Here is a 22,136-nt window from a genome sequence, read left to right as displayed (position 1 = left end):
AGACCCGCTCAGAGGCGGGTCTCGTTAACATCATCAGGAAAAATGAAGAACTATTTTTAAGCAGAGGCTTAAGCATGCCAGCGTTAATTAATCCAGGCAATGATCAGTTTTCGGTTATAAATTTCTTGCCTCACCAGGAATACGCGAGATATAGTTTAAAGGTTGCCGCAAAATCGGCAGCCGGGCGTGGAAACCCGAGTAATCTAACGGCGACACCAGACGCGCCATGCGTCTTTTTTTGTGTCTTTGCCTTTGTGCACCTGTTACCTGTACAGCGGTTTCTTTACTGCTGTAGCTATCGTGTAATGGTGGCTCAGGCGGGGCTGACCTCGGTCAGGCCGGTATCCGTTAGAGCCGGTATTTCCACCCCCGTCTGGGCTACCACCCATGAGCGTGGAAACTCCGGTGGTAGCGTTACCCGCTATCTAACGGAGGTTGCCATTATGGCTACAGTCCCTGCTTTATCTCACCCTGAATTTACCTTTGTCTTTCTGGCTGTCCGCCGTACAGACCGTGATGCCCGTCCACGTCCTGTGCGTGTAATCGCAGACTGTGAGCATGCTGCACGCCTTAAACTTGCCACTGAATTTATCCTGAGCTTTGCTGCCCGTATCCCTGTGAAAAACGCCGGGGAGGTGGTTGCATGAAATCCATGAATTTTAAGCAAGGCTGCATATTGAGTGAACTGGGGGAGAGTCGTCTGTTACGGGCGGCACTGGCCAGTGAGTTCCTTGCAGAGGTTCTGTCCGTTCCCACAGTGAATGGGGCGAGAACTGTTTCAGCCGAAGGCGCTGCGGCTTTAGTGGCCTGTATTGCCGAACAACTGGATGGCGTTGTTAAGGAGACCAGCACCATTAAGGGAGTGATGCGCGATGAATAATAATCAAAATTTAAAGGCGCATGCTTTACGAACAGCAGTCTTACGGTATTACATTGCTGATGCATTCATTTCCTTAATGGAACGTGTTCATAATGAACCTGTTTATATTGAAGATGGCGAACGAATAGAACTCACCCACGAAAAAGTGGTGAATAATATTATTTACCATATTGAAATGCCGTGGGTGAATGAGTTTGGGGCTGATGCAGGTTGCATACTGGCCGCAGAGAAACTGGAAAAAATGCTTAAACCGGGCTTTATGTCAGAAAATATTCGCCTGTCAGTTTTTGGTGTCACAGAGATGCGTGAGGTTTACCGGGATATTATTTTCGGTGCACCTGATGGCGAACTACCCGAAGGTTTTGAATTTGTGAAGCCGGAAGGTCAGGAGGTGCTGCTGTGAAAACACCGTCTGTATCCACGATTTCCGGGGCTGCAATTGGGCGCTGGCCTTATATCCTGTCAGCATTAGGTATCAAAGTACCGTCCGCAGGACATCATGGGGCTTGCCCTGCCTGTGGTGGCAAAGATCGCTTTCGGCTGGACGATAAAGCGGGGCGTGGGACGTGGTTTTGTAATCAGTGCGGTAATGGCGATGGTCTTGATCTGGTTCGTCTGGTGACAGGAAGAAAGATAAAAGAAGTCGCCGGGATGGTATCTGAGGCGCTTGCATTACCAGAAATACAGGAGAAGCCCGCTTTGCCCGCCAGGAAAAAGGCCGCAGGAAAAGAAGCGGGCGCGGAGCGATATACCAGACTCAGACAGCAGTCCTGCAATGGTGAACCGGTTTATCTGACAAACAAGGGCTTACACGGGTATTCACTTCCCTTGCTGTCACAGCCTTTGAATCTGGCCGGAATAACATTTTCCTCCGGTTCATTACTGCTGCCGTTGACGGATATTTCCGGGAATATTACTGGTGGCCAGCTTATCAATCCTGACGGGGATAAAAGTCTGCTGCCCGGTAGCCAGCTGTCTGGCGCATTCATTGCCCTGACCGATATACCCGCTGAAACACCTGAACAGGTGATTATCACTGAGGGTTTTGCCACAGCACTTACCGTCAGTCTGCTGACTGAAGGATGGATCGTGGCGGCTGTTGCTGCCACCAATTTACTGAAGGTGACGGAGCAGATCCGAAAACGCTGGCCGGAAACCCGGATCATTCTGGCTGGCGATAATGATCTGGCTGACGGGAAAGAAAACACCGGGCGTATTCAGGCAGAGAAAGCCGCCAAAGCAGTGGATGGCTGGGTAACGCTCCCTCCGGTACGCCATAAGGCTGACTGGGATGATTATCGGCAGGAAGTGGGGAAAGAACGGGCGAGAGATGCCTTTCGTGAAGAAATGACGCTGCATGGCAAAGGGCAGACCCGTTTGCCAGAAGGATTCCGGCTGACAAAAGAATATTTGTGGTACGACAAGCTGGTTAATAAATCTGATGGTGATACGGAGATACGTAATATCAAAATTTGCAGTCCGTTGCGGGTGACGGCAATCACCAGTGATGCTGATGGGAGTAATTACGGGCGTTTGCTGGAATGGGAAGATACCAACGGAAACAGCCGTAAATGGGCAATGCCGATGGAGATGCTGGGTGGCAGCGGGGAAGAGTTGCGCCGCGTTCTGCTGGTTAACGGGCTTTCTTACATCAACATTAACGGTATGGCCAGAGCATTCCTGATGGAATATATCTCGCTGTGTAAACCGGACAGAAAAGTAACCTGTGTGAATAAAACGGGCTGGCACGGCGGGGTTTACGTTCTCCAGGATGAAGTGATAGGGCGCGAGGCCCAGTCAGTCATCTTACAAACATCGAGCGTGCAGGGGCGTGATTTTCGTGTCAGCGGCACATCAGAGGACTGGCGTGAAAATATAGGCCGTTACTGCATAAATAATGCCCGTCTTGCCTTTGCGGTGAGTCTGGCATTTGCTGCCCCCCTTCTGAAACTGGTTGGTATCGGCGGTGGAGGTTATCACCTCAAAGGGGAATCAACGGACGGTAAAACCACGACGATGAAAGTGGCTGCATCGGTATGTGGTGGAACAGATTTCTGGCATACGTGGCGGGCGACGGGGAATGCATTAGAAGGAACGGCGAGCCGCCGCAATGATGCCACGCTGATGCTGGATGAAATCCGGGAGGTTGACGGCAGGGAGGCGGGGAATATCGCTTATATGCTGGCTAACGGGCAGGGCAAAGCCAGAGCCAGAACAGATGGATCGGTAAGGGAAACCAACCGCTGGAATCTGTTGTTTCTGTCCACAGGGGAACTGTCACTGGTGGAACATGCGGCAAGTGCCGGGGAACGCACGTATGCCGGGGTTGAGGTCAGAATGATCCAGATCCCAAGCGATTCGGGCAAATATGGCGTGTTTGAAGAACTTCATGGCTTCAGTAGCGGGAAAACCCTGGCGGAGCATCTTGAGCAGCACGTAGCGCATTATCATGGTGCACCATTCCGCGACTGGCTTCATTGCCTGACCGCTGATCTGCCGGAACTGACCAGCCAGGCGAAAGCCTTATTGAAAGAGTACACCCGAAGGCTGACGCCGGAAAATGCCGGGAATCAGGTTGGCCGGGCTGTTACCCGTTTTGCTCTGGTTGCGATGGCCGGGGAACTGGCCACAAAAGCGGGCATCACAGGATGGCCGGAGGGAGAGGCCTTTCGTGCCGCTCAACGTTGTCTGGCTGCATGGATGGCTGACCGGGGCCATACAGCTAATCAGGAAGATAAAGCGGCACTTGAACAGGTACGGGACTTCATGACGCGTAATCAGTTCAGCCGGTTTGCTGACTGGAATGACGACAGGAACCGGCCTGTTTCAATGATGGGATTCAGAAAAGTCGATAAAGGAGACAACGTGACAGAGCCGGTTGTAACGTTCTACGTTCTCCCGTCAGGCTGGAAGGAGATCTGTAAGGGATTTGATTCGCGTAAAGTGGCCAGGTTGTGTGTGGACGCGGGCTGGCTGAAGCCCGGTGAAGATGGCCGGACGCAAAACAGCATTCGCCTGCCAGAAATAGGGCTTAAACGTGTGTACCAGTTCAATACACAGGTACTGGGAAGCGCCGAACCGGAGTAATTATCGCGTGAGTCTTATTTTTATGAGGTAACACTGGTAACAGAGGTAACACCCGCTACTGATACGGTGCTTCAGTGTTACCAGTCAAAAATACTGACTGGTAACAGAGGTAACAAAAAATGGTGTGTTACCACGCGTTACCTCTTGATTATGCTAACTGGTAACAGATTAAATCCTTTTAAATCAATAGCGTTACACGTGTTACCAGTGTTACACGTTCAGAACAAGAGGTAGGGATCCAAATCCCTTCTTCTGGCGGGCAACAGTATAGGGCACAGAACGATGAAGATGATGAGAATGTACTGCCCCACATGTCAGGCAGTAGCGCGGATAGGTAAAACAAACAGGAAACACCCACAGCTGTACGATGTGTATTGCTATTGCTCTAATGTGGAGTGCGGTCACTCGTTTGTGATGAATGTTGCTTTCTCCCATTCCGTTAGTCCAAGCGCGCTGAATGGGCAGGGGAGGGTTAAAGAGTTAATTGATGCCATTCCACCCGAGGAGCGGGAAAAGGCTTTAAAGTTGCTGCTGGCTGCGCAAAAGAATGGGTAAAGTATGCGTCGGGAATGGCCGATCCGTTCCCGGAACCTGAACACAGGATTTCAGTTTATGCGGACATAAAATTATTATTTTTCATATGGTTATATTTTTCGTGTTTCACGAACCTCCATAAAATTACACACCTAAAATAAATTATCCATTTAATATCATAGTGTTACGTATTCAGGCCACAAATGCGACGGACAGTAAAACTGAAAAAAGCTGAATTTCTTTTCATTCTTTTCAGTTCCTGTCTCGCAGAGCATCCCCAGAACGGGCGCGGGCTGGCGGTATCGTTTGTAAAAAATCACAACTGAAAAATTTTAGTAATATGAAAACCGCAGGCGGGTGCGGTGTAGTGCGATTTTGGTCATATGAAGTTTTTTTGGTCAACAATGATTCATAATTTCAACTATTAATTTTTTCATCTATTATGTGATAGACATGTTTGAATTGTGATATGAAAGAGTATATGCTCGATTTAGAGAAATATTACTGTTTTTGTGTTCCAATTGAATAGTGTTGATGTGCCTATAGAACTGGTATTCTATATTTTTATTTTTTGGGAGATATTATTAGTATTTATATTTTTACAAAAGTATTAGTTATAAAGGTGTTAATATGAAAAATGATTCAAAAGAAACAAAGGAGTATGTTAGGCGTAAAATTGATTTATATATTCTATCGCTGGCTATTTTATTCTGTTTTTTCATTTTTATTACATTGAAATTCCCTGTGTGTTTTGGTGCTAAATGTGAGTTTATCGGCTGGTCTTTGTTATTGAAGAATAATGTTGTTCCCTTGGTATGTCTTGGATTGCTCATTTATTGTTGGATTGCCTACCGTAGATTTAAATATGATACTAATAAGACTGTAGAGCTCCCATTAAAAATAATAAAGATAGAAAAAATAAATTACGAGCATCTAACTTTTTTAGCTACATATATTATTCCGTTAATTACCTTTGATTTTGAAAAAGAGAGATATGTTATCGTTCTGGCAGTTCTCTTAATAATCATGGGGGTGATTTATATTAAAACGGATTTGTTTTATGCCAATCCTTCCTTGGCTTTATTGGGGTTTAATATTTATAAGTTGGACGTTAGTATAACTGGAGGTATTAATAAAACAGGGTTGATATTAATTACTAGGCGACAATTGAAAGAAAATGACATGGTAAGTTATATTGTGCTTGATGAAAGAGTTTACTATTCTGGAGATTAAGGATTAAGTATGTCACCACAGCAAATGGATAAGAAAGACTTAGATGACAATCTGAGTTATTATATAAATAATAAAGATGATGTTTCTGTAATTATTTACGCTATTCTTAAAAGCAGCCCTGACGCATATCGTATGGATATCGAAGCGAGCGCTCAGGATAGCTTAAAAGAGTTATTTTTAGATAGTATTAAGAATAATATCATTGATGATGGCGATCTTAGTGTTTTGCCTCTATCGTCAGCGGATGAAAGAAATAATGTTATTTATCAATATGATATAGGGTGGCCTGATGAGTTAACCTCTATGCAAAATATGCTTGGACAACCAGGTGAAGCCGTTTTTGATTTCAAAACACAACAAATAGAAGATATCAGAGTATTGCTAGTTTGCATTGGTAATGCAGATCAGCAAATTGTACTCTACAAAACCATGGCTCCAGTTAATATTTTCTCTCGTACTGGTTTTTTTCTAAAAAAATCAGCTACAAGACTTGAAGAAATTAAGGATGACTTCTTCAGGGTAAGTGATAACTTCCAAATTATTAAAGTAGAAAATGATTTATATGTAGTGGATCTTAAATTAATCGAAAAAATGTTTGGTTTTCATGAGGTTATTAAAAAAGAAGCCACTCTTGGCATGACTGCCATTGAAGGGATGAATATTATCACTGATATAGAGGTGATAAAAGAGTTAATAGATGATATAAAATATGCGCGAAAGTTAACTAGAATAGCAAAATCTTCTCCAGTTATATTAGCCAAGATTGAAAATGAAAAAATTATTGAGTTTTGTAAGACCTATCCTGTATTGATCAACAGAATAAGATTTAACGAAGATGGTACAAAAATCGCCCTTGATACTAAAGTTTCAAAAGATCTGTTTATTAAAATATTGATGGATGACTTTTTAACTTCGCAACTGACTCAGTTCTATTATGAAAGCCTTGCAAAGGATGCTGTAAAGTAGCTGCAGACAATGCAAAAAATAGCTAATAAATATTGTGGTGATATTTTCACCACAATTGAATATTCTCATGTATTGACGAATAATGTGCGGATTTTCATTAATCATAGTGAATCATGAAAAATATAAACTATCTTTTTATATAAGCTTTAACAGCTTTGTATTTTTTGTTTTGACACATGCTCTATGAATCTCAATGAAGGTGTAGCCACATACAAGCCGGAGGGGAGGGGGGCATTTTAGGGGGCATTATTTCGTTGTTAATTTTTTTTGTTATATAAAACAATGCACTGAGGCTGTGTTTCGCTCCTATTATCGGCACCATTTTAAACTCTTCCCTGGTCTACCTAAATCAACGCAAAGCCCGTATGCTGTGGCTTCTGGCCCATATCTATCTGCTGTTATCAACCGGAATCAAGTTATTGTTGGGGGGCATAAGTGGGGGCACTATCGTAGGTTGCATCATTTTAAATGCGTTTAAAATTTTAAATGTATCAGGGAGTTTTTGATTTTTTTATCCTTTTGATTTTTCTATATTTTAAAGGTGACAGTCGATAATTATTTGAAAACACCCTTGTGAACGTCTGTTGAGAGTCAAAACCATACTTAAAAGCGATTTCTATAATCGATTCATTGGTTTCAACAAGATCCCTGGCCGCAAGTCTGAGTTTTTTATCTCTAATATATTTACCAAGACTAACGTCTTTAACCTGCATGAAAACCCGCTGAAGATGCCACTTCGAGTACCCTGCTCGCGTTGCAACATCCTCGATCTTCAGCGGTTTGTGTATGTTTAAATCAATCCATTGGATTATCTCATCGATGATGTCTTCTGTTCTGAACATAAGTTGACGCTCATTATGAAAGGTTTATGACACCATCCTTCTCAGGATATTGATAATTTATTTATAAATTGCTGCAACACCGTGCAAACGATTGTTCCCTGTGATTGACAGAATTTTGAATGATGTTGCACCTTGTTCATCAGCCTTGCGAGAAAGCTCATTCGATAAATCATTAAGTGTATAGGCATTGCTGGTCGAGACTACGCCAATCTTTTGTTTACCATCTGTATGATTAATATGCTGGGCTGCAGATGCAACATTCATTGAAATAAATCCGATGAGGAATGTCGTCACAAATAGTGTTTTCATATTGCGTACCTCTTCTGAGTAAATTTTTTACCAGACCTGAGAACAGAAGGAATTCCTGCTGGTTCTCACAAATAAATATACGGTTCTAAGCTGTCATAAAACTGACAGCCATATGACAAAATTGTCAGGTTTTTAGATGGTTAACTTGTTTTGAATACAGGTTTCTCTGTTGATAATGCACGCATGTTCTTTACCGCGAGGTGTCCATATCTAAAAAAAGTCACGGGGTGATGGGCCAATTTAATGGTAGTGTTCATGACGAAAAGTAATATTTTTAGGTGCCGCGGTAACGCGTATTTTCATGACAAACCTTCTGATAACACAGACTTATTTCTGGTATGAACAGAATATCAATTATCGCTATTGTCAGTAATGAGGCTAAAATGATGGTGCCTGTGAACATCCATCATGGTCCTCTTTGGGGGAATGCTTTAATAAGGAAATAGCCAATGCTTAGAGAAAACTTCAACGAACTGCAAATCTTTCTTGTGGTAGCAAGGGAGAGAAGTTTTACCAAAGCCGCTGGCAAACTTGGTGTTTCTCAGTCAGCACTTAGCCATGCGATAAAAGCGCTGGAGGAAAGGTTAAACATCCGCCTTTTAACCCGAACCACCCGAAGCGTTGCCCCCACAGAAGCAGGTGAGAGAATTATTGCCTGTCTTGAACCGCGTATTGCCGATCTTGAGCAGGAGCTGGAATCGCTCGTGCAACTTAACGGTATTGCCTCTGGCAATATCCGCTTATCCGCCGGGGAACATGCTGCGCGAAGTCTTGTATGGCCGAAGCTAAAACCTTTCCTCAGGGAATACCCGGAAATCAATGTCGAACTGGTTGTTGATAATGGTTTTGTCGATATTGTTGAAGGGCGTTTTGATGCCGGAATTCGTCTGGGCGAGAGCGTGGCTAAAGACATGGTCGCTGTGAGGATCGGACCGGATATGCGGATGGCAGTGGTTGGCGCACCGTCATATTTCGCCGCTAACCCTGCTCCTGAAACACCACACGAATTACAAAATCATCGCTGCATCAATATGCGTCTGCCGACTGCCGGTGGGCTTTACCACTGGGAGTTCGAGAAGGAAGGGAAACCGTTACGGGTCAGAGTTGAAGGGCAGGTGACCTTTAATCTACTGGCAGAAAGGATCGATGCTGTTTTATCTGGTTTTGGTATCGCTTGTGTTCCTGAGGATATGGTTGAGGATTATATAAAGTCAGGAGAACTTATTCTGGTTCTGCAGGAGTGGTGTCCTTCATTCCCCGGTTATTACCTTTATTATCCCAGCCGCAAACAGCATCCACCCGCTTTTGCGCTGATGATAGATGCGCTTCGGTACTCTGAATAGCGGGTCCGTAATTCACGGTGGACCCGCTTAAGTTTTAACGGCCTACACGAGCCTGATGCTCAGGCGAGTAGCGCGCGCCGACGATTTTGATTGTTTCAAGCGCCTGTGTTACCTGAAATAAATCATCCTGCGAAAGAATAAGGTCAGCAGCCCCCAGGTTTTCCTCCAACCGGTGGAGTTTGGTTGTACCCGGAATAGGAACAATCCACGGTTTTTGTGCCAGTAACCATGCCAACGCGATTTGCGCAGACGTTACACCTTTCTCGGCAGCCAGATCACCCAATAAATAGACCAGCTTTTCATTGGCTTCAATCGCTTGCTCGGCGAAGCGCGGCACGGTGCTGCGGTAATCATCCTTCCCAAAAGTCGTTCCTGACTTAATCGAGCCTGTCAGGAATCCTTTGCCTAATGGGCTGAATGGCACAAAACCAATGCCCAATTCCTCCAGCAACGGCAGGATCTCCTGTTCAGGCTCGCGCCACCACATGGAGTATTCGCTTTGCAGGGCAGTGACAGGATGTACAGCATGCGCACGGCGAATGGTTTGTGCTCCCGCTTCGGACAGACCGAAATGTTTGACCTTCCCTTCTGCTATCAGGTCTTTTACCGTTCCGGCAACATCTTCAATTGGAACATCAGGATCGACACGGTGCTGGTACAGCAAATCAATAACGTCTGTCTTGAGACGGCGTAATGATCCTTCAACAGCTTCACGGATATGCTCTGGACGGCTGTTTAAAATCTGCTGCTTGTTGCCATCTCCAAAGGTAAAACCAAATTTAGTTGCGATAACCACGCGGTCGCGAAAGGGTTTTAAGGCTTCGCCGACAACGTCTTCATTCAGAAATGGACCATACACTTCAGCGGTGTCGAAGAAAGTAACGCCACGTTCAACCGCTGCGCGAATGAGTTCGATAGCCTGACGGGTATCTGTCGCCGGGCCGTAGCCGTGGCTGAGTCCCATGCAACCGAGCCCAAGCGCTGACACTTCTAACCCGGATTTACCCAGATAACGTTTTTGCATTTAATGAATACCTCTTTTATCGCGGCTTAAACATCAAGTTTGCGGCCAGTCAGCCATTCCACCATTGCTGGATCGCGGTGTGAGAAGAATGCGCTGGTTGCGGTGTCAAGGGCGGCAATCTGCAGCATATCCTCAGTAGTGAGTTCAAAATCGAGAATGTTGATGTTCTCTTCCATACGTTCTTTTCGTACTGATTTAGCCAGCGAAACGATGCCTCGCTGGAAGATCCACCGCAGAACAACCTGGCCTACGCTTTTGCCGTACTTATGACCAATCGCCGTTAATACGGGATGCTGGAACAGACCATTTTTACCTTCAGCAAACGGAGCCCAGGCTTCCGGTTGAATCCCACGGCTTTGCATCCAGGCAACGGCATGCAGTTGCTGGTTGAAGGGGTTAACTTCAATCTGGTTTACTGCGGGGACAACGCTGTTGAAGGCGATAAGGTCGGCCAGTCTGTCAGGATGGAAGTTACTGACGCCAATGGCGCGAATTTTGCCTGCCTGTTGCAGTTCTTCCATGGCACGCCAGGCACCATGGACATCACCGTAAGGCTGGTGAATCAGGTACAGGTCAACGTAGTCCAGTTGCAGCCGGTTCAATGAACGCTCAAACTGAGCTTTAGCACCTGCGTAATTGGTATCCTGTAGCCAAAGCTTGGTTGTTACAAAGAGCTCGCTACGAGCGACACCGGTCTGTTTCAGTGCGCTCCCAACCTGGGTTTCATTCTGGTATGAAGCAGCGGTATCGATCAGGCGGTATCCCGTATTGATTGCATCAATAACGGCACGCTCGCATTCGGCGGCATCCGTCATCTGAAACACACCAAAACCCAGCAGGGGCATTTCGATACCATTGTTCAGTTTTACAGTTTGCATGACGTTATCTCTCAGCTGTTGTCCGGGAAAAGCATAACGCAAACTGATTTATTCGATTAGATAGGGTAATTAGCTAGGGTTTATTAGATATGTTCATTAATCTTGTGGATATATGACAATAGGCTTAGTACAGGAGCGGAAGTCACTTCTGTCGATATGTGTTGTTAATGGTGAGTAATTAATGCATCGTGACGAAGTGTTATGATCAAAATGTTCTGTACATAAATTGAAAAAAACGATGGTAAATAAAATACTGGTAAGTGCCTGCCTGATGGGGTTAAAAGTCCGTTATAACGGAAGTGAGAAAGCACAGGTGACGGCTCAACTTGCTCGCTGGCAAGAAGAACAACGTCTGGTAATTCACTGCCCCGAAATGGCTGCCGGGTTGCCTGTGCCACGCCCACCGGCAGAGATTATTTCTGCTTGCGGCACAGATGTGATGCAAGGGCGAGCCAGCATAATAGAGAACACGGGGCGAGATGTTACGGAACAATATCGACTCGCAGCCTGGCTGGCATTGCGCACGGCACTGGAATCTGGTTGCACCGCTGCGTTGTTAACTGACGGCAGTCCAACATGTGGTGTCGAGTTTATTTATGACGGCTCTTTCAGTGGCCAGCGTAAATCAGGTATGGGAGTTGCGGCATCGCTACTCTCAGAGCATGGTATAAAAGTATTTTCAGATACACAGGTTGTGGAGCTTATTTCCTGGATTAAGGACAGAGATTTTGAGTTAGCGTCCGCTTCCCGCTCTTAACGGGTATCATCCGTCTTAATTCAGACCGCTTCGTGCCAATCTGTGAATGAGAAGATGATCTTGTTCAGTTTGAAAATCCTGATTACTCTGGCGGGGCTAATACTTTTAGTTTAAACGAGGCAAGATTGATTTTTTTCAAAAGTAAAGGCTGTTAAATGTAGGGCTACTCCTCCCATTGAGTCAAACTTATGACGAATTTACCTTACGAAACTTTCCTGGAAGCAGATGGTCCACTGGGCCCCCTTAAAGGCACTTTACTCAGTTCTTCTCCAAATCCTGAGAATATTATTTTGATCGTTCCTGGCTCAGGACCCACTGATCGTGAGGGCAATAATCCGCTTGGCGTCAATGCCGGGACTTACCGACTTCTTGCGGAAGGGTTGGCTAATAAAGACAAAGCGGTGTTAAGAATTGATAAACGTGGCATGTTTGGCAGTTCATCAGCAGTTATGGATGCGAACTCGGTAGTCTTGAAAGATTATGTCGACGATATTCGGTCGTGGTTGAACATTCTGAACCGCCGATTCAATACAAAATGTGTTTGGCTCCTTGGACATAGCGAAGGTGGGATAGTTACACTAGCTTCAGCTCAGGAAAATCAGATCTCTGGCATAATCCTGGTCGCAACACCATCACGCCCCCTGAGCGAAGTTTTGCGGCATCAGTTCAAAACAAATCTAGAGGACGCGACTCTTCAAACGCTGGGGGGTAAAGTTATCGATGCGCTTGAACAGGGCCAATATATCGATGTTGAAAATATGCCCCCCGTATTACAAAGTATATTCAATCCTTCAGTTCAGGGATTTCTTATAGACCTTTTTACATACAACCCGAGCCAAATGATAGAGGCTGTAACTAAACCGATATTGATCTTACAAGGAGAACGAGATATTCAGGTGGATAAAAACAACGCAGGAGAACTTGCAGCAGCAAACCCTGGAGCAACGGTTGTAATGTTTCCTGATACAAATCACGTATTAAAGCCGGTTACTTCAGATAACAGGCAAGAAAATATTGCTGCTTATACAGACCCATCACTTCCTCTTGCGCCCGGTATAGTTGATGCCATTTCTCAATTTTTGTCTAAAAATGCAGGCAACATTAGCCCTGAATAAGGATATGCAGCCCTGGGAAATTGCACAAGTTTTCAGATTCGAGCGGGTTGGGCGACTACCCACCCCGATATGTATGATTAAACTATGCCTGATGTTATTAGCGCAACGCAGTTTCTCGCTCACAGCAGATAGCCTGATTTGAAAGTCTCACAACTGAGATCAGACTACTTCAAACCAGAGAAAATCTTTATAAATAGGATATTCGTTCTGCGCCTTCATCACTGGAGGCTCAATATTTTCTCGTGCTACTGCAGTTTTTTCTCTTTCAGGAACTGGCTTACTAAATCCGCGATCTGAACATTATTCAGATCAGAAAACGGGAAGTGAGTATTGCCTTTGATCCCTATCTCCGGAAGGTGCGTAACCGTCACATCCCCGCCGTGTTTGTTCACCACGTTGCGCCACTCACGAGCCATTGCCAGGCGTACTCGCCAGCTGTCCTGCGCGGGCATCGCCACGGGTTTATCCGGTATGTTATCGCCGTAAATAATCAGAATCGGGATTTTAGTCAGTGCCATAAACTGTTCCATTGGAACAGGTTCACCTTTCAGCGTGTCGAAAGCACTTGGCATTGGTGCCGGTAATTCTTTCTCCGGAAAAACAAAACTGCTGCCTGGCTCAAAGGCGATAATGGCTTTGACCTTGTCGTTTTTCATCGCGGTATACCAGCCTGGCCCGCCACCCTGAGAGTGGGTGAAGAGGATAGCCGGACCGGATTTATCCACTACTGCGGACATCGCATCAGAAATTACATTGATATCAAACGGCCCTGTATTCGGAGTCATCTGACGGAAATACTGATTCAGTGCCTCTTTGTCGTGAGAGAACTGAACGCCTTTAAAATACTCAGGCCACACGCCAACACGGAACTGATTAAACCACATCTGCTCATCGGGTTTTGGCGTGACAGTACCTTCTACTGTAGAGCGCCCGGCGCTGCCCCGACGCGGTTGATCGACAAGATAAGTAGAGAACCCACGGCGCAGGAATATATTCTGAAACCCTTCGCGACCGTCCGGTGTGCTTTCCCAGGTACGGGAAAACTGACCTGCGCCGTGCAGCATGACAATAGGGTATTTATGCGGATTTTCCGGAATTTGGTAGAAAACAGACGCATGATCACCATGATAAGTTTGACCAGCAGAATCCAGTGGTTTTTTCGCGTTAAATGTACCTGGTGCTGCGATGATAGCGCCGCCAGCAGAAAAGCTTCCTTGTTCCTGAATGATTAATGGCTCTGCATACACCGACTGAACCGCCAGACCACCCGCTATCACGCTGATGGCCAGCGCTTTTAAGATTGTCTTCAAGATTACATCCTCTGTTATGTTTGCAGCTTAATAATATCTGAGTTGGCCCTGGCGATAATTTCGTTCCGATGAATACCCTTATTTGTCCGGTTCATGAATACGAACGATTAGCTACGTATTGTCTCTAACCAGTTAGTTACCATCTCTGTGGTTCTCCGCTCCTGATCGCATTCAATGACCAGCGGTTTTTCCCGGCGCGCGGTTGGGGCAAGTTTTGCAAGGATGCCGTCGCTGTCCCCTTTACCGTAACCGCCGTGGGTGATAAAGGGGATGAGTAATTTTCCCTCGAGGTTATGGCTGCTCAGAAAGGTTTGTACTATGGGTGGCACACTGGTGCTCCAGACGGGAAAGCCTAAATACACGGCCTCATAACGTTCGATATCTGCGACGCTATTTTTTAATGCCGGTTTAATTCCCCGGGCCCGTTCATTTTTTGCTTGTTCAACGGTCTGAAAATAGTCTTCCGGATAAGGTTTCTCCGGCTCGATTGTAAACAGATCGGTATTCAGGCTTCGGTGAATGATACCCGCAACCACCCGTGTGTTCCCGCTACGAGAAAAGTACGCTACCAGAATGCGGCTATTGCCCCGCACGTTTGTGTTTCCAGTTGCCGCTGAAGCCAGAGAAACGTTCGCCAGAGTGAGCCCGGCAAGCGCTGTAAGTAACATTCTTCGGGTGGAATCATGCTCCATAACTCACTCCTCTGTTTGCTTGCCACCGCCCATTCCAATGCTTCTTCAACGTGAATGGCTGCAGAATTTTCGCCATATTCACGCCGAAACTGCGCCAGCGGGTGCAGCATTTGCCGAGAGATTAAAACCAAAGGTCAGCAGTATCGCTGTCCAGGAAGAAAACGTAGAGAAGGGCAGTAAAAGTGCGGGGTAAGGTAAATATCGAGTCATGCAAAGCGTCCTTATCAAGGATGGGAAAGATAGCCTGCGATGATTCTAAAGAGTGGGACATGTCTTCAGGCTGACGACCCCCTGACATCTGTGTCAGTTAATCTTATTTCTGGCTCTGTCCCGGGGGGAGCGTGGCTAAATGCGTTATCCGGCTGCATTGCAAACGTGACACCAAATGTGTTGATACCGTCCTCACTACGCGCAAAGACGTCCCCCTGGTGCATAATGGCGACGGCACGTACGATTGATAAACCCAGCCCGTGATGGGTATCGCTCCTGGCTCTGGAAGTATCGACGCGATATAAACGTTCAAAAAGCCGATGTAAATGTTCCGGCGCAATGGGAGCACCCGGGTTAGAAACTTCAACGCAGGCGTGATTATTCGTTTCGCTCAACCGAACGGTAACCGTGCTGCTGGATGGCGAATGTCTTGCACTGTTTTCCAGTAAATTTGCAAGTGAACGGTGGAACAGCCGTCGGTCGATATGCGCGGTGACGTCACCTTCAATATCAAGGGAAAGCTGTTTTTCAGCAAAGGAAGGCTCTACATACTCCGCTGTTTTAAGGGTCTCTTGACGCAGGGAAACCTGCATAAGCTGGGAAGCGTGTTCACCCGCGTGAGCATGTGACAAAAAAAGCATGTCGTTTACGATCGACGTCATACGCTCAAGCTCTTCGAGATTCGAACCTAAAAGCTCTTCCAACTCATCATGCGAACGTCGGCGTGACAACCCCAGTTGCGTCTGGCCAATCAGGTTGGTCAGCGGCGTACGAAGTTCATGGGCTACATCAGCGTTAAAACTTTCAAGCTGTCGCCAGGCTACCTGCTGCCGTTCCAGCACCCCGTTAAATGATGAAGCGAGTTGCTGCAATTCTTTTGGTAGTGCTTTGGTATCAAGGCGTTGGCCGTGGTCTCCCGGAGCGAGCTGCTGTGCCTGTTTACTGAGTGCGCCTAGCGGACGTAGGCCGATCCTTGAGACCATATAACCCAGCAGCGCTACAATAAACACCCCCAGAGCGGCAATAATCAGCAGGGTGCGCGTGAATGCATCAAGCGTGCCCATATACGGAGTGGAGTCGATGGCAACCACATAGCGCAACTCAGGTCTTTCGCCGTTGGCGGGGATTGTTTTTACCAACAAATGAAGTGAGCATGCCCCTTCGGATGCGCCGGGCATTTTATTAAACCCCTCCCGTAAAGAAGACCACTGGATCCCAGTCGGCGGTGTTCCGCCTACGCTAAAATGTGGGTTATCACTCACTACCCAGTAGCGAACAAGTTCGCCTTCTGAATTGGTTAACATGTTGAATTTACTGGCAAGCGTAGACCAGCCGTCAAGAGAGGTTCGCGCAGTGATCCACGGGCTCATTAATGATTCACGAAACAGTAGCTCGTTGTGTATCTGTTTTTGCAATGAGTCATGCAGCGAGCTTCGTAGTGTTATACCGATAACGGAGAGAATCAGCAGAGCGGATAACGCAAACATCAGTGCCAGATGGACGGATATGGAGCGCTTAAGCATGCTTATCCTCTTCATTTATTCTGGCCTGACTTCGAGAACGTATCCCATACCACGTACGGTATGTAGTAATTTTATGCCGAACGGAGCATCAACTTTGGCCCGCAGACGTTTAATAGCAACTTCAACCACGTTGGCATCGCTATCAAAATTCATGTCCCATATCTGCTCAGCAATCATCATCTTTGACAGAATTTCCCCCTGATGACGGGCCAAAAGGCTCAACAGGGAAAACTCTTTCGCGGTCAGTTCCAGTCGCGTTCCTGCACGAAACACACGGCGAGCCAGTAGATCAAGATGCAGATCGTAGATCTGAAGTTGGGTGATGTCGGCTCCATCCGTTGACCGGCGACGTACCAGCGCCTGAATACGCGCCACCAATTCAATGAGTGAGAAGGGCTTAGGAAGATAATCATCAGCACCAAGTCGAAGCCCTTTAACGCGCTCGTCGACCGACCCTCGAGCAGATAACATTAACACGGGGGTCTGTTTACTAGCCCGTACGCCCTCGAGTACCCGGTAGCCATCCATCCCCGGCAACATCACATCAAGGATTATCGCGTCGTAGTCGAACTCCAGCGCGTAATGGAGGCCTTCTGCACCATCTGCTGAGACATCCACCGTAAATCCAGACTCGCCCAGCGCACGGCTGAGGTAGGTAGATGTTTTTTCTTCGTCTTCTACTAAAAGTAACCTCATCCTGTTTCCTCCATTCGCTGTCCGTTCAGCAGCCGCACCCGGGGGATGGTAATTATTCAGCCCCAACAGCTGGCTGACATTTTTCTGACATTTCTGTCAGTTACAGATTCGGTCTTAAGTGACAATGCCAGTCAGTCTGACTGTTTCATAAGCTTGATTAGTGCTTATCCGCGTGTACATCTAAGACTAACGATGTCGGGATGAAAGATAATTACACACATTAAATAGGCGCTATGAACGAAACTCATAAACCGGACAGGGGCATGTAATCGTTATTTTTACCTGAAAGGGATGTTGAATGCTGTGTTTGTAGCGGCATAAATTTACTGTGCCGCTACAATTTCTGCGATAGCAAAAGTCAGATTGCTGATTGCCGCTAGCGAGGTTGCTGCTGGGTAGTGCAGTGAATGCCACCGCCACCTGCCGCGATGCCGTCGATATTGAGTTGAATAATTTCACGTTCAGCAAACAACTCCTGCAAAATATCGCGAGTATTGCGGTCAGTGCGTTTATCGCCAAATTCCGGTGCAATAATCGCACCGTTGCAGACATAGAAATTGATATAACCTGCGGCGAAATCATTGCTTGCGTAGGCTGGACGGATAGCGGAAGGGCCTTCCAGCGTGATCACCTTCAGGCGCCGTCCTTTTGCATCCGTTGCGGCGCGCAAGATTTCCAGATGACGTCTGGTTACGGCATAATCAAATGAGGACTGATCCTGCTCGAGTCCAGCCACCACCGTACCTGGGTGAGTGAATCTGGCATAAAAGTCCGTATGTCCGTCGGTAATATCTTTCCCGGCAATGCCGGGTAACCAGATGATTTTTTCCAGCCCTAGCAGGTGCTTCAGCTCTCTTTCACACTCGGCTTTGCTGACGCCGGGGTTACGATTCGGGTTAATAACACAGCTCTCGGTGATAATCGCCGTGCCTTCGCCGTCGACCTCAATCCCACCACCTTCCAGCACCAGTGATGAGCGAATAAACGCGGCCCTAGTGTAATCTGTAACGAATTCTGCCACTTCAGCATCTCGAGCGTGCTCTTGCTTATCACCCCAGCCGTTGAAGTTAAACCCAATGCCCCCGAGCTCCCCGCTAGAATTATTCACAAACACTGGCCCGGTGTCGCGGATCCACAGATCGTCAATCGGATGAATCAACAGGTTGACCGTCGACCCGCACAGCCGTGCTGCCAGGTCGCTGTCCTCTTCGCGTACCAGCATATTCACTGGCTCAAATGCGGCGATGGTTTTTGCGATTGTCGCCAGATTTTCCCTAACCACTGGTAGCAGATGAGGTTCCCAGATATCCGCACTGGCGCCAAACGCCATCCAGGTTGCCGCATGAGGTGCGCCTTCATCCGGCATTTGCCATCGGCGGCGTTCTGCAGCACTGGCTAATTTACTGAAGCTGCAGCCCATCATACTGGCGAGTAACATACTCGTTGAAGTTACCAGACTCTGCTTGACGAACGAACGTCTTGTCATCATGGGGAAACCCTTTGTGATTATTCACCCAATATACGGTGAACAGAATAATAATAGATGGTAAATAACACGAGTATATTATTAATAATATAGGTGATATGAAAACCTGAGCGGAATATAACACAGGTGTTATAACTTGCAATTGCTCTGTTTTATATAATGAGAAAAAATGGATGATATTAAAATTTCTCAACTATATATTTATATATAATTTATATTTATTCGCTGTATTTGTCTTGTCAGTAGAGTAACCGCGCCGTCTGACAGCGGGTTGCTGAGCAGAGTGTGATCTGCCCGAATGTTCCGCAGGTCTCGGGGTGGATTTTCAAATAACTTTTTGCCGGTAGACTATAGTAAAGATGGCCATTATTTCTCATCATGAATAACCATGGGCGGGGACGGAAATGAAGAAGATACTGATGCTGGTCGGAGATTATGTCGAAGATTACGAAACTATGGTTCCTTTTCAGGCGCTAAAAATGTTAGGTCATCAGGTTGACGCTGTCTGTCCAGATAAAAGCCTGGGGGATTATGTTCAGACCGCCATCCATGATTTTGATGGGGCACAGACGTACAGCGAGAAACCAGGGCACCGTTTTACCCTGAATGCGAATTTTACTGATGCGCGGGCAACAGATTATGATGCATTACTGATCCCCGGAGGACGTGCCCCCGAGTATTTACGACTGAACCCTGATGTCATTCAACTGGTGCAAGACTTTAACGCGGCGGGTAAACCTATTGCCGCCGTATGTCACGGCCCTCAGATTCTGGCTGCAGCAGGGGTGTTAGAAAACCGTACATGCAGCGCCTATCCAGCTTGTGCGCCGGAGATTCGGTTGAGCGGTGGACATTACGCAGATATCGGGATTGACCAGGCATACGTCGATGGCAATCTGGTTACGGCACCTGCATGGCCTGCGCATCCTGAGTGGCTGGCTAAATTTGTCGAAGTATTAACGAAGTAAGAGGCCCATTGAGTAGAAAGTCGGTATAACCTGTTCGGCTATACCGATTGGGGCATCATGATTGTTTATAAATGAGGCACCAATATATGCAGGTGCCTTTTCTCTGGTGAAGGGGCAGAAATCGGAATACGACGAGACAAAAATTACCGAATCGCATTTTGAACGAGTTTTTCGAGTTTTTTTAGTGTGTTAACCGATGCCGTATCAAGACCATGGACTTGTAGACTTTCCATTGGGTGATAGCTTACTAAAACCCGTCCATCTTGCTGCTGGCTAATCAGAACCCGAAACGGTAGATCAAGAGCCAGATCAGGATGTGCAAGCATTAATGGTGTCCCTGCTAAAGGGGTTCCAAAGACAAGCACTGTTGTCGGTGGCATTGATAACTGGACACTCTGGGCTGCTTTTGCGTGGTCAAATTCACCAAATAACACCAGGTTATTGCGGTTAATTGCGTTTATTAAATGTTCTCTTGTTTGCGGATAGTTATAAGCACTAAAATTTTTTTGCATAGTGTCAGCGTTATTATTTTCAGCATATCCTGTTATTGTTGCAGAGATGTATAGAACCAATAATATGAGGCCTTTTTTGATAAAACGTTGCATTATTACCTCCATAAGTCAGAGTGCGAAAAAATTTTTGCAGATACTAACTTTTTCTCTGACTCTCTCTTTTGACGATACACTTTGCTGAGTGCACCATTACGATAAATCCTGCGGCTAGCATTATTGTATCTTTCAGTACTAGTCGGCCGGCACCAGAAAGATAAGGAAACCCTGTATGGGCATCAGCACCATGCACCCACGTTTCTGGCGTAAATATCAGGAATGTTAACGTTACAAAAGGTGTCAGGAACGCCATGGTCGCTCCCCAGAATCCAGCTTTTGGCGAAATGTAATGAGACAGAATGAGCAATGCAAATATTACTTCTATGACGCCTAATCCAGTTGAGTATCCGTAGGTATTGTTTGCATTATGCCAAGCACGATGAGCTTCGACTAATTCGCCTTCATGATTCATAAACTGTGCATAGTTCATGGGATCATTGTAAAAGAATGACATAAATGGGCTGTTAGCAACAAAGGGGACTATGCTGTCTGCCTCATAAGGTATAAATTTCAATAAACCAATCCACATAAATACAATGGCAATGGAAATACGACACAGGTTAACGCCTATGTTTTCTTTTGTTGAAATATATTTGTAGATATCATTGAGCATTGGATTTTCCTTTTGGGTATTAAACACAATCCTTTATATCAGTAGTTCACGAGCAGACCCTGTTCTGACGTCCATGCTTTTTGTTCAGGAGTCTTTTTTATAAATTAACGTACTTGACCTCACATTTTGAATGTGATTTTAATGTTGCAATAAAGTAAATTATAATCGAGAGTGTAAATTGGATATGGCGGCTTGTGTTGATAGATGTCGTTCAAAATGAGGGTAATTAGACTGATAACTTTAAATTCTCGTTATGTAATGAAGAGATTAATGTATTAATTTATTTTATATTTCTTCAGTATCTGCTGGGCTATCTGTACCAATACAAGAGTGTTGGTCTTCACTAACTTACATAATAGATTAATATGGTTTAATATTCTTGGGAGTGAAATCCTGTTTTTGATAAGCTATTGTTTATTATAAACTCAGTAAAGGTAGTAAATACTATTTTAAGAATTTTCTCTCTGTAATAAATTGTGTATACTCGATCCTGCAAGAAGCTCTTCCGTTATCACTAAAACAATAAATCTGTCCTTAACACCCGTATTGCCTCTACTCTGTATCTCTTCTCAGGGTAGAGGTTTTTTTTTACGTCTATGCAATAAAATATTCACTACACGGGTAAACATTATTATGGCTAATATGATGATTAGCGACGTAAGTTTATAATGCTGCGATATTTTCTGTGTACAGATATATTAAGGCTCAATAGTACCAGCGCGTTTCTATTTGAAGGTGAATTGTTTTGTTGTGGTCTTATATACAGGGGTATAATAAAGATGGGCTTATAATTTCCTTGTTTTCAGTGTGATAGGTATTTTTAACCATTAAAATAAATGTGACTTTGTTCACGGATTTTAATTCATTAAGTGGGTATTCCTAGATTAGTGCAACAGCGTTGCACTTTGTTTTTGAAAATTTGCTCATTGAAAAATATAAAATGATTTGTTTTGAACATAGCATTTGTTGTCGAAATCCCCACAAATAGGCGCTCAGGGATAGGCACTGTTTTTTACTCTCCGGGTTTATCTGGCTCGCGCTGCATGCAGGTCTCCTCTCGCA

22 protein-coding genes and 1 pseudogene are annotated in these 22,136 nt (G+C 45.7%); 12 read left to right on the top strand and 11 right to left on the bottom strand.

Features of this window, described 5'->3' with window-relative positions; genetic code table 11:
- Positions 1 to 74 precede the first annotated feature (74 nt).
- The 7 genes from SK36_RS16395 (at position 75) to kwaB (ending at position 6,700) form a co-directional block, all read left to right on the top strand.
- Positions 75 to 647: a host cell division inhibitor Icd-like protein gene (locus tag SK36_RS16395; RefSeq protein WP_082138889.1), complete on the top strand. Its 573-nt coding sequence runs from the start codon at positions 75 to 77 to the stop codon at positions 645 to 647.
- On the top strand, positions 644 to 880 hold the full coding sequence (locus SK36_RS16390; RefSeq protein ID WP_003838756.1) for a hypothetical protein: 237 nt from the start codon (positions 644 to 646) through the stop codon (positions 878 to 880). Before SK36_RS16395 ends, SK36_RS16390 begins: the two co-directional genes overlap by 4 nt.
- Positions 873 to 1,283, top strand: coding sequence for a hypothetical protein (locus tag SK36_RS16385; RefSeq protein WP_048221999.1), 411 nt, complete (start codon positions 873 to 875; stop codon positions 1,281 to 1,283). The genes SK36_RS16390 and SK36_RS16385 overlap by 8 nt, the downstream gene beginning before the upstream one ends.
- Complete coding sequence (locus SK36_RS16380) at positions 1,280 to 3,967, top strand: DUF927 domain-containing protein (protein ID WP_048221998.1); 2,688 nt, start codon at positions 1,280 to 1,282, stop codon at positions 3,965 to 3,967. The genes SK36_RS16385 and SK36_RS16380 overlap by 4 nt, the downstream gene beginning before the upstream one ends.
- A gap of 282 nt (positions 3,968 to 4,249) precedes the next feature.
- The gene (locus SK36_RS16375) at positions 4,250 to 4,522 is read left to right on the top strand and encodes an Ogr/Delta-like zinc finger protein (RefSeq protein WP_000783295.1); all 273 of its coding nucleotides are present in this window, start codon (positions 4,250 to 4,252) and stop codon (positions 4,520 to 4,522) included.
- Between the two features lie 609 nt (positions 4,523 to 5,131).
- Positions 5,132 to 5,734 (top strand): anti-phage protein KwaA, encoded by a 603-nt coding sequence (gene kwaA / locus SK36_RS16370; RefSeq protein WP_048221997.1) that lies wholly within the window; start codon positions 5,132 to 5,134, stop codon positions 5,732 to 5,734.
- A gap of 9 nt (positions 5,735 to 5,743) precedes the next feature.
- Positions 5,744 to 6,700, top strand: a complete 957-nt coding sequence (gene kwaB, locus SK36_RS16365) for an anti-phage protein KwaB (RefSeq protein ID WP_050597351.1) — start codon at positions 5,744 to 5,746, stop codon at positions 6,698 to 6,700.
- Between the two features lie 491 nt (positions 6,701 to 7,191).
- Here the strand turns inward: kwaB and SK36_RS16360 are convergent, their stop codons facing one another.
- Both SK36_RS16360 and SK36_RS16355 read right to left on the bottom strand, forming a co-directional pair.
- Positions 7,192 to 7,542 carry a helix-turn-helix domain-containing protein gene (locus SK36_RS16360; protein ID WP_048221996.1) on the bottom strand — a complete coding sequence of 117 codons (351 nt, stop codon included), beginning with the start codon at positions 7,540 to 7,542 and terminating at the stop codon, positions 7,192 to 7,194.
- Between the two features lie 57 nt (positions 7,543 to 7,599).
- Positions 7,600 to 7,851: a YdgH/BhsA/McbA family protein gene (locus SK36_RS16355; protein WP_045440279.1), complete on the bottom strand. Its 252-nt coding sequence runs from the start codon at positions 7,849 to 7,851 to the stop codon at positions 7,600 to 7,602.
- A gap of 449 nt (positions 7,852 to 8,300) precedes the next feature.
- On the opposite strand from SK36_RS16355, the gene SK36_RS16350 reads away from it, so the two are divergent.
- A complete protein-coding gene (locus SK36_RS16350; protein ID WP_045440282.1) occupies positions 8,301 to 9,194 on the top strand; it encodes a LysR family transcriptional regulator in 894 nt (297 codons plus the stop codon).
- Between the two features lie 34 nt (positions 9,195 to 9,228).
- On the opposite strand, the gene SK36_RS16345 is transcribed toward SK36_RS16350, so the two are convergent.
- Together SK36_RS16345 and SK36_RS16340 are read right to left on the bottom strand one after the other, a co-directional pair.
- Positions 9,229 to 10,218 carry an aldo/keto reductase gene (locus SK36_RS16345; protein WP_048221995.1) on the bottom strand — a complete coding sequence of 330 codons (990 nt, stop codon included), beginning with the start codon at positions 10,216 to 10,218 and terminating at the stop codon, positions 9,229 to 9,231.
- A gap of 26 nt (positions 10,219 to 10,244) precedes the next feature.
- Positions 10,245 to 11,096, bottom strand: coding sequence for an aldo/keto reductase (locus SK36_RS16340; RefSeq protein WP_048221994.1), 852 nt, complete (start codon positions 11,094 to 11,096; stop codon positions 10,245 to 10,247).
- Between the two features lie 238 nt (positions 11,097 to 11,334).
- Between SK36_RS16340 and SK36_RS16335 the strand changes: the two genes are divergently transcribed.
- The 3 genes and pseudogenes from SK36_RS16335 (at position 11,335) to SK36_RS16330 (ending at position 12,968) form a co-directional block, all read left to right on the top strand.
- A complete protein-coding gene (locus SK36_RS16335; protein ID WP_045440287.1) occupies positions 11,335 to 11,853 on the top strand; it encodes a 2-thiouracil desulfurase family protein in 519 nt (172 codons plus the stop codon).
- Between the two features lie 62 nt (positions 11,854 to 11,915).
- Positions 11,916 to 12,008, top strand: a pseudogene (locus SK36_RS25270) (hypothetical protein); the annotation flags it as partial.
- Positions 12,009 to 12,041: 33 nt separating this feature from the next.
- Positions 12,042 to 12,968, top strand: a complete 927-nt coding sequence (locus SK36_RS16330) for an alpha/beta hydrolase (RefSeq protein WP_048221993.1) — start codon at positions 12,042 to 12,044, stop codon at positions 12,966 to 12,968.
- 245 nt (positions 12,969 to 13,213) lie between these two features.
- Here SK36_RS16330 and SK36_RS16325 read toward each other — a convergent pair whose 3' ends face one another.
- The 5 genes from SK36_RS16325 to SK36_RS16305 form a co-directional block, all read right to left on the bottom strand.
- The gene (locus SK36_RS16325) at positions 13,214 to 14,278 is read right to left on the bottom strand and encodes an alpha/beta hydrolase (protein ID WP_048221992.1); all 1,065 of its coding nucleotides are present in this window, start codon (positions 14,276 to 14,278) and stop codon (positions 13,214 to 13,216) included.
- A 107-nt stretch (positions 14,279 to 14,385) separates the two neighbouring features.
- Positions 14,386 to 14,970, bottom strand: coding sequence for a flavodoxin (locus SK36_RS16320; protein WP_048221991.1), 585 nt, complete (start codon positions 14,968 to 14,970; stop codon positions 14,386 to 14,388).
- Positions 14,971 to 15,245: 275 nt separating this feature from the next.
- Positions 15,246 to 16,703: a heavy metal sensor histidine kinase gene (locus tag SK36_RS16315; RefSeq protein WP_048221990.1), complete on the bottom strand. Its 1,458-nt coding sequence runs from the start codon at positions 16,701 to 16,703 to the stop codon at positions 15,246 to 15,248.
- 15 nt (positions 16,704 to 16,718) lie between these two features.
- A complete protein-coding gene (locus SK36_RS16310; protein WP_045440301.1) occupies positions 16,719 to 17,399 on the bottom strand; it encodes a heavy metal response regulator transcription factor in 681 nt (226 codons plus the stop codon).
- Between the two features lie 376 nt (positions 17,400 to 17,775).
- Positions 17,776 to 18,888, bottom strand: coding sequence for an agmatine deiminase family protein (locus SK36_RS16305; RefSeq protein WP_045440304.1), 1,113 nt, complete (start codon positions 18,886 to 18,888; stop codon positions 17,776 to 17,778).
- Between the two features lie 401 nt (positions 18,889 to 19,289).
- Between SK36_RS16305 and SK36_RS16300 the strand changes: the two genes are divergently transcribed.
- Entirely contained in the window at positions 19,290 to 19,853 is a 564-nt protein-coding gene (locus SK36_RS16300; RefSeq protein ID WP_045440307.1) for a DJ-1/PfpI family protein, read from the top strand.
- Positions 19,854 to 19,996: 143 nt separating this feature from the next.
- Here SK36_RS16300 and SK36_RS16295 read toward each other — a convergent pair whose 3' ends face one another.
- Both SK36_RS16295 and rclC read right to left on the bottom strand, forming a co-directional pair.
- Entirely contained in the window at positions 19,997 to 20,458 is a 462-nt protein-coding gene (locus SK36_RS16295) for a DUF302 domain-containing protein (protein WP_048221989.1), read from the bottom strand.
- Between the two features lie 43 nt (positions 20,459 to 20,501).
- The gene (gene rclC, locus SK36_RS16290; protein WP_404842376.1) at positions 20,502 to 21,062 is read right to left on the bottom strand and encodes a reactive chlorine resistance membrane protein RclC; all 561 of its coding nucleotides are present in this window, start codon (positions 21,060 to 21,062) and stop codon (positions 20,502 to 20,504) included.
- Positions 21,063 to 22,136 lie beyond the last annotated feature (1,074 nt).

The sequence above is a fragment of the Citrobacter sp. MGH106 genome (assembly GCF_001037495.1).
Lineage (GTDB): Bacteria > Pseudomonadota > Gammaproteobacteria > Enterobacterales > Enterobacteriaceae > Citrobacter > Citrobacter murliniae.
This window is presented reverse-complemented; position numbering and strand designations above follow the sequence as displayed.